This is a genomic window from Pseudodesulfovibrio cashew (assembly GCF_009762795.1).
Classification (GTDB): Bacteria; Desulfobacterota; Desulfovibrionia; order Desulfovibrionales; family Desulfovibrionaceae; genus Pseudodesulfovibrio; species Pseudodesulfovibrio cashew.
In genome coordinates, this window is record NZ_CP046400.1 from 2,881,366 (window position 1) to 2,893,049 (window position 11,684).

Sequence of the window (11,684 nt, forward strand, 5' to 3'; positions counted from 1 at the left end):
GGTGCTTCTTTGATGGGATGGGGGCTACCAGACCGAGCGGATCTGGACGCCGGCGTCCTTCATGTATTTCTTGATTTCCGGGATGGTGTACTCGCCGTAGTGGACGATGGAGGCGATCAGCGCGGCCGTGGCGCGGCCTTCGGTCACCGCGTCCACCATGTGCTGAGGAGAGCCTGCGCCGCCTGAGGCAATGACCGGGATGGTCACGGACTCGGAGACCAGTCTGGTCAATTCGAGGTCGTAGCCGTTTTTCACCCCGTCTGCGTCGATGGAGTTGAGGCAGATTTCGCCTGCGCCCAGCGCCTCGCCGGTTTTCGCCCATTCGATGGCGTCCATACCCATGTATTTCCGGCCGCCGTGGATGACTACCTCGAATCCGGAGGGAATGTCTTCGGAGACCTCGACGCGCTTCACGTCCATGCCGAGCACCACGCATTGGGCGCCGAACCGGGCAGCGCCTTCGCTGATGATGTCCGGGTTCTTGACCGCGCCGGAGTTGACGGAAACCTTCTCGGCTCCAGCCAGGAGCACGTCTCGCATGTCGTCCACGGTGTTGATGCCGCCGCCTACGGAGAAGGGGATGAATATCTGGGACGCAACCTTTTCGACCACATCCAGAAAGATGCCGCGCGCCTCGTGGGAGGCTGTGATGTCATAGAAGACGATCTCGTCGGCGCCATCCTCGTAATATTTTCTGGCGGTCTCGACCGGATCGCCGATATCCACATTGCCCTTGAATTTGATGCCCTTGGTCAACTTGCCGTTGCGGACGTCGAGACAGGGGATGATCCGCTTACTGAGCATCGGCCACCTCCAGACAGTAGTTGTAGAAGTTGTCCAGCAGCTTGAGGCCGGGGCGTCCCGATTTTTCGGGATGGAACTGCACCGCCCAGAGGCCTTCGCGCCCGTGGATGGAACAGAAGTCGATGCCGTAGCGGGTCGTGCCGATGACGAACTGATCACCGGGAGCCGGGTAGTAGCTGTGCACGAAGTAGAAATCCGAGGCCGGATCGATATCCTTGAACAGGCGGCACTCCTTGTGGAGGTTTACCTGGTTCCAGCCCATATGGGGAACACGGATGGGAATCCCTTCGTAATCGGTCCAAGAGGGATTGAACAAACGGCATTCGCCAGGAATGACTTCCAGGGCCTTGGTGTCGTTTTCTTCGCTGTAATCGAGCAGGATCTGGCAGCCCACGCAGATGCCGAGCACCGGCTTCTTGTCGCGGATGAGATGCTTGATCACTTCATCCAGGCCGTGGGAATGCAATTCTTCCATCGCCTGGCCGGCAGCACCGACACCAGGGAAGATGATGCCTGCGGCTTGGTTCAGTTCTTCTGGATCGTTTGTAATTTTGTTGGGAATGCCCAGATTTTCGAGTGCCCTGTGAACACTCGTCTGGTTTCCGGCCTTGTAGTCGAATATGGCGAGCATGGGGTCCTCCGGTGCGTCTCTATTCACCAGAGGCACTAGTAAAAATAAATGGGGAAAACAAGGGGTTTTTTCGTTTTGCTGAAATTGTATAACGCCCCGGGAGAACGAGGATGGGCAAACGGCCTATCTGGCCATAATGCGGAGCAGCAGGTCGCCGGTGAACGGTCCGAGCTTGCGTCCGAGCCCCTTGAGGCGGATGGGGCGTCCGACAACGAAATCAGGGGGCAGGGTGACCTCGATTGTCTTGGGCCCTTCGCTGAATTTCTGCTCCACGGTGATACGCACTTTGCGGCCTGGAAGTAGATTCATGGCAGGGAAGTAGACGGTCTGTTCGTGATCCATCTGCCCCTTGAACCAGGATTTGATCCCTCCGCCGATGCCTTTGGACAGGTCCAGGCCCAGGGTGCGCTTGCCCCAACTGAGCTTGAGGTTCCGTTTCTTGAGTTCCAACGGTCCTTTGTAGCCCGGCTGCTCCTTGCGGATTTGGCTGTAGATGTCCTCGAACACCTTCTTGGCGAACGGGTCGTTGAGGATGGTCTTGAGGACCTCCTCTTCCTTGTAATAGAAATTCTGTTGTCGAGAGCGGGCCGACGACTTTTGTTTGCGGGGGCCTGTCTTGCCTGGTTTGGCGTGTCGTTGCTGGCGGGCGTATGCCTTGGCGCCTTCGGCCCGGCTGGCAGTGGGCTCTTCCTTGGCGGAAGCGGATTGCGCACCCCCGTTGCCGTTTTCCAGCAAGCCCTTCGCAATGACATAGGCTTCGTTGATCTCGCGGAATTTCTCCGCCGCGGCGGGATCTGCGTTCAGGTCCGGATGATACTTGAAGGCGAGTTTGCGAAATGCCGTCTTGACTTCCCCAAGCTGCGCGCCTTGCGGGAGCTTGAGTATCCGGTAGCATTCCTGGAGGGTCATGGCCTGGCGTATCCTGCGTTAGTCGTCTGAAATCAGGGCATTGGGCGCTGTGTCAGGATCATAGCGCAAAAGATCTTCATCGTGCAAATATTGCTTGCCCTGGCGCACGAACTCGGCGTGTCCTGCCTCAGGGTTCACGCCCGGGCAGTATTCCTGGATCATCTCCCAGCTTACTTCGTCCACAAGGTTTCCCCGGAAATAGGGCCAGGCACGGCAGATGTCCGGCCTGCCCGGATGGACGCCGCAGCCTTCGTCGAAGAAGAAGCAGTAGCCGTCTTCCTTGGTGACAAGGTGGAGCTTTCCGCCGCGTTGTTCCGTATACCGCTCAATGAGTTCCGTCTCGGTGATGCCGAGATGTTCCGCCAGGCGGGCACGGTCCTTGGCAGTCATGACTATCCCGCCTTCCCCGTGGCAGCAATGGCCGCACATTTGGCATTCGAACGCCTGCACCGTCATCGCGCCACCCCCAGCCGCCTGAGTTCGACTTTGAGGCAGCGGTCCTCGATGACCGTGATGCCGCTGTCCTTGAGAATTTCGCGAGCCTCGGGGCTAATGATGCCGGACTGCATCCAGAAACATTTCGGGGGAGATGCCATTTCCAGCACTTCGCGGGCATGGTCCGGGCAGAACTGCGCATTGCGGAAGACGTCCACCAGGTCGACCTGCTCGGGGATATCCGTGACCGACTTGTAGGTGGTCAGGCCCCAGACATTCTGGCGCACCGGATGGACCGGGATGATTTTCAGGCCCATGTCGATCATGGCACGTCCCACGTCGTGCACCGGACGCCCCGGCTTGTCCACCGCGCCGATCACGGCCACGGTCTTGACCTCGGCGAGCAGGGCGGCTAGCTCTTTGTCATTGTACAGCATCATTTCGTTCCCTTTGTCTTGTGAACGACCTTTTACAGTAATCCAATCACCTTGCCTAGTCGAATATCAGGAGCTTCCCCATGTTTGAGACCAACCGTACCATTCCTCTCGACGAATTGACCAGGCGGCAGGACGCCGTGCGCAAACACCTGCGGAACGTCGCCCCCGAAGCCGGGGGCATTCTCGTCTTTTCCCGCCTGAATATCTACTACCTGACCGGTACTTTCGGGCAGGGTGTGCTTTGGCTTCCCCTCTCCGGCGAACCGGTGCTTCTTATCCGCAAGGGCATAGACCGCGCCCGCCTGGAATCACCTCTCGGGCACATCGCCACCTTCAAGTCCTACTCGGAACTCGCACCGCTGTGCGCTGAGGCGGGCAGCCCACTGACCAAGACCCTGGCGGCGGTCCAGGCCGGTCTCACCTGGCAGCTCGGCAACCTGCTGGCCGCCAAACTCAAGGAGCATGTCATTCTGCCGGGTGATCATGCCGTGGCCCTGGCCAAGATGGTCAAGTCGGAGTTCGAATTGGAAATCTTGCGCCGCTGCGGGGAGTTGCATCACCGCAGCCTTTACGAGGTCCTGCCCTCGCGACTGAAGCCGGGCATGACAGAACGCGAGATATCCCACTTGGCCTGGGAGACATTCTTCGAAGCTGGACACATGGGCATCCTGCGTATGCAGGCCCACGGCGAGGAGGCGTTTCTCGGGCATGTCGCTGCCGGAGATTCCGGCAACTACCCCAGTTCGTTCAACGGCCCGCTGGGGCTGCGGGGCGAGCACCCGGGCTCTGCGCTCATGGGCAGCGCGGCCAAGGTTTGGAAGCTGGGCGAACCGTTGATGCTCGACATCGGCTTCCAGATCGAGGGCTACCATACGGACAAGACCCAGGCCTATTTCGCAGGACCAGCCTCGGCAATTCCGGATGAAGTGCGACGGGCGCATGAGTTCTGCATCGAGGTCCAGAAGTGGCTGTGCGCCACTGCCGCGCCCGGTGTCACTCCGGCCGAACTCTATCTTCATTGCCTCGCCATGGCCGAGGAGCAGGGATATGCCGAGGGGTTCATGGGATTGGGCGACAATCAGGTTCCATTCGTAGGACACGGCATCGGTCTGACCATTGACGAATTCCCGCCTATCGCCAAGGGGTTCGATATCCCGCTGGAGCAAGGCATGGTCTTGGCCTTTGAGCCCAAGCAGGGGATTCCCGGTGTGGCCATGGTCGGCGTGGAGAATACCTTTGAGATCACGGCGGACGGTTGCCGTTGCATCAGCGGCGACGCCTACGACATGGTGCCCGTGGAGTAAGTTGATTTATATCATCGGCAGTTCTTCCAGTAGAGCAAAAGAAAGGGACTCCCGCCTGGGAGTCCCTTTCTTTTGCATCTATTGGATTCAAGACAGTTATTCGGCCTTGGACTCGGTTTCTTTTTTCGGTGATTCCGGTTCGTCCTGCATCTTGCCGAGGTACTCCGGGAGCTCCAGTCCGGCCATTTTGGTGATGTCCTGGAGTGGCGGCAGGCTCTTGACCATATTTGAGAAGAAATTGGCAGTGGAGCTGGAGCCGTCCCCGTTACCGCTGTCCCAGACGGTGACCTTGTCGATCTTGAGGTTCTTGACGGCCTCTATCTGGGTCTGGACGATGTTCTCAAGCTTTTCCAGCAGGAGCATGGTGGCGGCAGCCTTGGCGTCGCCGCCGGTGCTCTCGACGAGCAGGCGGTAACCTTCGGCCTTGCCTTCCAGCATCTGCCGGATACCCTTGGCTTCGGCCTCGTACTGCATGAGGGTTGCGTCGGCTTTACCCTTAGCTTCGCGACGAATTTTTTCGGCCTCGGCTTCGGCTGCGATCTCGATCTTTTTCTTCTCAACTTCCTGGACAGCCACTTCTTCCGCCTTCAGTCGCTCGACCTCGGCCAGATATTGCGCCTTCTGGATTTCGGCCTCGGCCTTTCTCCGGGCGACTTCACCCTGTTGCTTTGCTTCGGCCTGCTTGATGTGCAGTTCGGCTTCGGCTTGGGCTATCTCGGCCTTGGACTTGTTTTCGCCGGTGACGGCCTCGGATTCCTGTTGCTGGACAAAGATACGTTGGTTTGCTTCGGCTTTCTTCTTACCCTTGACCGCCTCGGCCAGGTTTTCAGCGACTTTGATTTCCATCTCGCGGTTGGCGTCGGCTTCACCGATGGATGCCTGGGATTCCTGTTGCTGGACGAAAACGCGTTTGTCGGCCTCGGCCTGCTTTTGGCCTTTTTCAGATTGGGCCACATTTTCGGCAACGCGGATTTCTTTTTCCTTGTTTGCGCTGGCCTCGCCGATGGCGCCGATCTTGTCCTGCTCGGCCACGTCGACCTTGGCCTGGTTAATGGCCTCGGACGCAGCCTTCTTGCCGATGGATTCGATGTATCCCGACTCATCCGTGATGTCTGTAATATTCACGTTGATCAGGTAAAGGCCGATTTTATTCAGTTCTGGGGAAACGTTTTCGCGAACGGACTCAAGGAAGCTCTCTCGATCCTGGTTGATCTGTTCGATGGTCAGGGAGGCGACGGTCAGGCGGAGCTGGCCGAAGATGATCTCCATGGCCATTTCCTCGATCTCCTGCTTGCTCTGGTTGAGCAGCCGTTCCGCCGCGTTTTGCATGATCCCTGGCTCAGTGCTGATGCCCACGGTGAAGGTGCTGGGCACGTTGATGCGGATGTTCTGAAAGGAGAGAGCGTTTTGCAGCGGAATGGCAATGGTCATGGGCGTCAGGCTCATGTAGCTGAAATCCTGGATCAGGGGCCAGATGATGGCGCCTCCACCATGGATGCAGCGGGCCGATTGTCCTTGCCCCACCTTTCCGAAGATGACCAGGATCATATCGGACGGACAGCGTTTGTACCGGGATGCCAGGAAAACCGCCGTGGCAAAGATAAGTATGACAAAGGCAATGACGGGCAGCGCCCAGAGGCCGAATGAGGAAATTTCGTAGTCCATGGGAGTTCCTTCGTTATTGGATGGGGGTTACGACAAGGATGTTGCCGCTTACTTCCGTCACCCGTATCCGGGTGCCGGTACGGATTTCGCTGTTGTCGGCCGATGCGGCGTCGTATTCACGCAGCCTGCCGAGAAAGGTAACCATGACGCTGCCGGTTTTGTTCGGATGGATGGTGGTATAGACCTTACCTTCACTGCCCACGGCCTGGCTGATGTTGATGGTCCCGCTGTGCTGCATGGAAGCCATCAGTTTGAAGAGCCTGCCGATGACCCAGAATGAGGCGAGCCCTGCGGCTGCGGCACCGAGAAGAGAGAGGGCTGCGCCCACCTCGCTTTGTCTGTAGAGCGCATACCCCACCAGGCCGAACATCATGAAAAAAGAGGAAAGACCGTGCAGGGAGAGGAATTTCAGGCTTGCGTCCGTGTCGAATGCGTCGCCGCCGTCCGGGGACTCGAAGTCGGCATGCATCGCCGCTTCATCGCCGAAATCCGCACCAAGAAACTGCAGGGCGAATCTGGCAAGCAGGGGGATGCACCCGGCCAGGGCGCAAATGAGGTAGAATATGTCCAAGCCATTGAGGTTGTTAAACCATGCGCCCATTATCAAACTCCTTACATAAATTAAGGAATCTTTACAGGCTTGAGAGCATCAGTGCAACCCTGCAGATAGATTTTCTGTGTTGGGTGCAATGCCTTGATTGCTTTTGGCAAGAGGGGGCTTTACGGCTCAGATCTCATGGTTGAGGTGACGTCCTTGTCCCTAAAGTAGATGCAATCGCGGCCAGCCTCCTTGCTGAGGTAGGCCTGTCTATCGGCTCTTTCCAATACGGATTGGGCCGATTCGTCTTCATCCGACAGGGCACAGCCAAAGGAAGCGGTTACGCTCAACCTGCTTTCCTCAGTGTCTATCCAGGATTTTTTCAGCAGCTTGCGGAGTCGGTTGGCGACGGTTATCAGCCCCTTCTCGTCGCTATCGAGAAGGAGGATAACGAATTCATCTCCGCCCCAGCGGCAGGCCGCATCAAGCGGGCGGAGCATCGCTGTCAGCGTCTTGGCGACCATGGTGATGATGCGGTCGCCAACTGCATGGCCGAACGTATCGTTTATCTGTTTGAAGTTGTCGATGTCGACGAAGAGGATGCCGAAGGGGGTGTTCCCCTCCCGCATGGAAAGTCCGCACTGATTCATGGTGATGTCCGCATAGCGGCGGTTGCCTATCCCTGTGAGGGGATCGACGAGGACTTCCTTGCGGAGTTTTTCCATTTCCATGACGAGGTTTGGACAATCGGAGCATCTGTTGAACACTTCCACCGCACCGGTAATCTTTCCCGAGGCATCACGTATGGGTGAAGAGCGGACAGTGATCGGCATGCGGTGCCCATGTTTATGATGCATGTAGACCGTTGCTTCTCTGACCTTTCCGTCTTTTATGGTCGCGGCCATGGGGCACCCAGTCAGGCAAAGCTCCATTCCGTTTTTATCGACATGGCGCAACAGATTGTCAGCGCATTCTCTTCCTAGAATTTCTTCGGCCTTATAGCCGCTCAGGAGCTCGGCGCTTTTGTTCCAGAAGGTGATCACGCCATCTGGGTTCATCATATAAACACCGTCTGTCAGGGCATCGAGAATTTTTTTATACTGATCCGAATCCATACTATTTTGATAACCATTGGCCAGTTTAAATCAAGCATAAATAGTAATTGTTTATAAAAAATAAATGCTCTGATCAGGCAACCGCATGTCGTATCATGAAATGGACGACGAGATGGTGAAAGGGCCGGATAATGTTGAAATAGACTGGGCCGGTCCAATGCTTGTAGCGAACAACGGTTCCCGCATAAAAGCGGTTGAGGCCGTTTTCCAATGGTTCTGCGGCAATCAGGATGTGGGCGCTTAAGTGCTTGTCTTCACTCATCGCGGCCAGGAAGGAAGCTTCCTTTCCGTGGGTGACGGTGAAAAAACCGAATGAATCACCCGGGGTGAAGGATATCTCTTCCGGGCTGAGTTTCGGATTCTCCATTGGTTCCTGCCGCATGCCCAGCAGGCGGACGAACATGCCTCTGACGCGATACAATAGTTGTAGCCAACTAGGCGAATACGAAATAAGCCCCGCGAGAAATTCCCGCAGGGCTTTGTTGCTTTCAATGGTCTTAACGTCCATATGGTCGGCCCCTTGGAAAAGCGGCTCCAGTTCCGGCAAGGAAGAAAGGTAGCGCATCGAGGCCGAAGAATCACTCATAGGCCGCCTCGTAAATGGCGATGACGTCTTCAATACCCATGGAGACCGGCGTGATGTCGAAGAGCGCACCCATGGTGGTCAGCGCGTTTTCCGCCAGGAAGGGTATCTCTTCCCGGGTTACGCCATAGTCCGAAAGTTTCTCGTCAGCCAGGCCGGTTTCGGTGATCAGCTTGTCCAAGGCATCCAGGAAGGCCACACCCGAGACTTCCTCCTCCAGGTTTTCTTCCAGGGTGTCACCCATGGCCAGAGCCAGATCACCCAGCCGCTCTTCGCCGCGCGCGGCAAGGAAACCGAAGTAAGCCTTGGAGATGAGCACCAGACCGGCACCGTGGGGCAGGTCGGGGTGGAAGGCGGAAAGCGCGTGTTCCAGAGAGTGATGGGAAATGCAGGAAGAGTATGACTCGCACAGGCCTGCCGCAGTGCTGGCCCAGGCCATGACGGTGCGTGCTTCGAGGTTTTCCGGGTTGGCAACAGCCTCTGGCAGGGTGTGCGCGATGAGATGGACCGCCTCCAGGGCGAGCATGTCGCTTGCAGGCTGGCGACAGGTGGCGAGGTAGGCCTCGGTAGCGTGGAAAAATGCGTCCATTCCCGTGTAGGCCGTCTGCCTCGGCGGCACGGAGATTGTCAGGACAGGGTCCACAATGGACAGGGCCGGGAATGTGGAGTCGTTGCCCCAGCCGATTTTTTCTGCCGAATCCGAGCGAGTGATCACGGCCCATGGGTCCGCCTCGGTGCCGGTGCCCGCCGTGGTCGGGATGGCAACCAGGGGCAGGGCGTCCCTTTCCGGCATCTTGCCCCCGCCGCTTCCGGACTGCATGTAATCCCAGTATGTTCCCGGGTTGGCCGCCATGAGCGCGATGGCCTTGGCCGAGTCAATGGTTGAGCCGCCGCCAAGGCCCACGAGGAAGTCCACGCCGGTCTCTCTACATATCTTTGCGGCTTCATCCACATCATCTGATTCCGGGTTGGGTGCTATCTTGTCGAAGACGATGGTCTGGACTTCCTGTTTTGCCAGGAGCCCCTGAACCCGCGAGAGATACCCCTGTTTGATCATGGCACCGGATTCGCCGATGACGATCATGGCCTTTTTGCCGCGGGGCAGGTACGGGGTGTCACCCAGTTGGTCCAGGGTGTCCGGCCCGAAGACCAGGCGGGTGGGCATGAAGTATTGGAAGTTGAGCATGAGGGGTCTCCTTGTGAATGGTGTGGGCTACTTCTCCCACGATTTCAGGATGCTTTCAAGTTGAGACTCGGTGAATAGATCACGCAGCACCAGCGGGGAGTGGACCTCGCCCGGCCTGAAGAGTGCTGCCGTCGGGATGGACATGGACCCCAGGGCGCGGAGCACCCCTTCTCCTTCCATCGAACGTTCCGTGAGGTCAACCCGGATGAAGGTGACGCCGTACTTGCTTTTCCAGCGCCGGATGTTTTCGGGAGTGAGTACCGTGGCTTCCAACGCTTTGCAGGTGGGACACCAGTCCGCCGTAAAGTCCAAGAAAATTTTTTCCTTTCCTAACTTTTCCTTGAAGATAGCAACTTCGAAGGTTTCCCAGTTGTTGCCTTCCACGGTTTGGGGCGTTGTCCATGCGATGGTCCCGGCCAGGAGCAGCAGACTGAGCATGCGGATGCCCCATTTTAAGGCTGCGCCTGTCGAACGCATGCGCAGCCAGAGCCAGCCGCCCAGCAGTAACGCCCAGAGCGGGGCGAGGACGCGAATCCAGCCGGTGCCGAGAGCGATGCCCGCCAGGTAGAAGGCCGTGCCCACGAGGAAAAAGGCGATCCCCTTTTCCACATATTCTATCCATGGCCCTGATTTGGGCAGGAAACGGGAGAGGCGCGGGTTGACGATCAACAGGATATAGGGGGAGGCCATGCCTACCCCGATGGAGATGAAGACCGTGGCGATGACGGCCCCGCCCTGGACCAGAGCCCAGCTGAGCACGCCGCCCAGGAAGGGGCCGCTGCAAGGGGTGGCGAGCAGGGTAGTCAGGTTGCCCGTGAAAAAGGCCTGGACGCGGGGATTCCTGCTTTCGTTGCCGAACTTGAGGTCGATGACAGGCAGGTGAAATAATCCGAACAGGCTGAGGGACAAGGCCATGATAACAAGGGCCACGCCAAGGACGAGCCATTGCTTCTGGAACAGTGCACCCCAGGCCTGGCCCGTTGCGCCCAGGACCACGGCCAGCACAAGGAAGAAAGTGAGGATGCCTAAGGCGAAAAAGGTGTTGTGTTCACGGAAGGCCTGAATGCGTTCCTCCTCGCTCTCCATGGCGGTGGAGTTCAGGAGGGCGGAGAGCTTCAGGCTGACCACGGGAAGGACGCACGGCATGATGTTCAGGATCAGTCCTGCCAGCAGTCCCATGAGCACAGCGGACAGCAGGCCCGTTACCTCGAGACCTGGTTGCAGGTACCGGGGGGAGAAGTCCCATGTCGCGAATGTTTCCTCTTCAGGGGGAAGGGCTTCGGTTTGGGAGGCTTTGTCGGAGGTTGTCGATGCCAGAGTCTGGTATGCGGGCCACCACTCCTGTTTTTCGGCAGGGGGAAGCGAAGCCGTGTCTATACCCTCGCCGAAGGTCAGGTCACGGCGTACCGGGACGCATTTGGTTGGGTGGCAGAGGAGCAACTCCAGCCGCAGGGAGGCGGGAAGCGTCCCTCCTTTGGGCAGGATGATGAAAAGTTTGGTTCCACTCAGGTACTTGTTGACCATGATTGACGGATCGTACGTATCCGGTTTGCGGACTCCTTTCGGGTAGACCACGGTAAGGTCTTTGCCGTCCGCCGTGGTCCCGGTTAGCTGGGTTGGTTTGCCCATCTCTCCGGGAACATTGGAGTAGGCGTACCAGTCCGGCTCCATGTCCAGAGAGAGAGTTATGACGGTCTCGCCAGCCTCTGTTCTGAATGCGTGCATGGGCATATCCAGCGGCAGGCTGGAGGGGGAAATTTGCGCATTGGCCGGGGTCCAGGCGAGGCAGAGGATGAGCGTTATAAACAGTATGGTAATCTGCCGGGTTAGCTTCATTTCGATCCTATGTGAAAAAAGTGAAAATTTGTTGTTGACAAATGTGACCGTGGCTTATAGATATCTCTCCGTCGTGAGGGCAACCCGCGGCACCGAGTGGGTCACTAGCTCAATTGGCAGAGCAGCGGACTCTTAATCCGGAGGTTCAAGGTTCGATTCCTTGGTGACCCACCACTCAGACTACCAAGCCCGGCTTCGGCCGGGCTTTTTTTGTGCCCTGTTTTCAGGGTGGGTGCTGTTA

Annotated in this window: 12 protein-coding genes and 1 tRNA gene; 2 read left to right on the forward strand and 11 right to left on the reverse strand. The window is 57.7% G+C overall.

Annotated features, from left to right (window positions below):
• Nucleotides 1-24: 24 nt before the first annotated feature.
• The 5 genes from hisF to GM415_RS13095 all read right to left on the reverse strand — a co-directional run bounded on the left by hisF (nt 25) and on the right by GM415_RS13095 (nt 3,216).
• The gene (hisF, locus tag GM415_RS13075) at nt 25-804 is read right to left on the reverse strand and encodes an imidazole glycerol phosphate synthase subunit HisF (RefSeq protein ID WP_158948880.1); all 780 of its coding nucleotides are present in this window, start codon (nt 802-804) and stop codon (nt 25-27) included.
• Nucleotides 794-1,435, reverse strand: a complete 642-nt coding sequence (gene hisH, locus GM415_RS13080) for an imidazole glycerol phosphate synthase subunit HisH (protein WP_158948882.1) — start codon at nt 1,433-1,435, stop codon at nt 794-796. Before hisH ends, hisF begins: the two co-directional genes overlap by 11 nt.
• Before the next feature lie 123 nt (nt 1,436-1,558).
• Complete coding sequence (locus GM415_RS13085; RefSeq protein WP_158948884.1) at nt 1,559-2,344, reverse strand: J domain-containing protein; 786 nt, start codon at nt 2,342-2,344, stop codon at nt 1,559-1,561.
• 18 nt (nt 2,345-2,362) lie between these two features.
• Nucleotides 2,363-2,800, reverse strand: a complete 438-nt coding sequence (locus GM415_RS13090) for a YkgJ family cysteine cluster protein (protein WP_158948886.1) — start codon at nt 2,798-2,800, stop codon at nt 2,363-2,365.
• The gene (locus GM415_RS13095; protein ID WP_158950925.1) at nt 2,797-3,216 is read right to left on the reverse strand and encodes a CoA-binding protein; all 420 of its coding nucleotides are present in this window, start codon (nt 3,214-3,216) and stop codon (nt 2,797-2,799) included. The genes GM415_RS13090 and GM415_RS13095 overlap by 4 nt, the downstream gene beginning before the upstream one ends.
• An 80-nt stretch (nt 3,217-3,296) precedes the next feature.
• On the opposite strand from GM415_RS13095, the gene GM415_RS13100 reads away from it, so the two are divergent.
• Nucleotides 3,297-4,520, forward strand: coding sequence for a M24 family metallopeptidase (locus tag GM415_RS13100; RefSeq protein ID WP_158948888.1), 1,224 nt, complete (start codon nt 3,297-3,299; stop codon nt 4,518-4,520).
• A gap of 96 nt (nt 4,521-4,616) precedes the next feature.
• Here the strand turns inward: GM415_RS13100 and GM415_RS13105 are convergent, their stop codons facing one another.
• The 6 genes from GM415_RS13105 to GM415_RS13130 all read right to left on the reverse strand — a co-directional run bounded on the left by GM415_RS13105 (nt 4,617) and on the right by GM415_RS13130 (nt 11,332).
• Nucleotides 4,617-6,185: a flotillin family protein gene (locus GM415_RS13105; RefSeq protein WP_158948890.1), complete on the reverse strand. Its 1,569-nt coding sequence runs from the start codon at nt 6,183-6,185 to the stop codon at nt 4,617-4,619.
• Nucleotides 6,186-6,198: 13 nt separating this feature from the next.
• On the reverse strand, nt 6,199-6,786 hold the full coding sequence (locus tag GM415_RS13110) for an NfeD family protein (RefSeq protein WP_158948892.1): 588 nt from the start codon (nt 6,784-6,786) through the stop codon (nt 6,199-6,201).
• A 119-nt stretch (nt 6,787-6,905) separates the two neighbouring features.
• Nucleotides 6,906-7,838, reverse strand: coding sequence for a sensor domain-containing diguanylate cyclase (locus GM415_RS13115; RefSeq protein ID WP_158948894.1), 933 nt, complete (start codon nt 7,836-7,838; stop codon nt 6,906-6,908).
• Nucleotides 7,839-7,911: 73 nt separating this feature from the next.
• Nucleotides 7,912-8,424, reverse strand: a complete 513-nt coding sequence (locus GM415_RS13120; RefSeq protein ID WP_158948896.1) for a DUF2867 domain-containing protein — start codon at nt 8,422-8,424, stop codon at nt 7,912-7,914.
• A complete protein-coding gene (locus GM415_RS13125) occupies nt 8,417-9,607 on the reverse strand; it encodes an iron-containing alcohol dehydrogenase (RefSeq protein ID WP_158948898.1) in 1,191 nt (396 codons plus the stop codon). The genes GM415_RS13120 and GM415_RS13125 overlap by 8 nt, the downstream gene beginning before the upstream one ends.
• A gap of 27 nt (nt 9,608-9,634) precedes the next feature.
• Complete coding sequence (locus GM415_RS13130) at nt 9,635-11,332, reverse strand: protein-disulfide reductase DsbD family protein (RefSeq protein ID WP_242012247.1); 1,698 nt, start codon at nt 11,330-11,332, stop codon at nt 9,635-9,637.
• A gap of 209 nt (nt 11,333-11,541) precedes the next feature.
• Here GM415_RS13130 and GM415_RS13135 point away from each other — a divergent pair.
• Nucleotides 11,542-11,617 (forward strand) — tRNA-Lys (locus GM415_RS13135).
• Nucleotides 11,618-11,684: the final 67 nt, after the last annotated feature.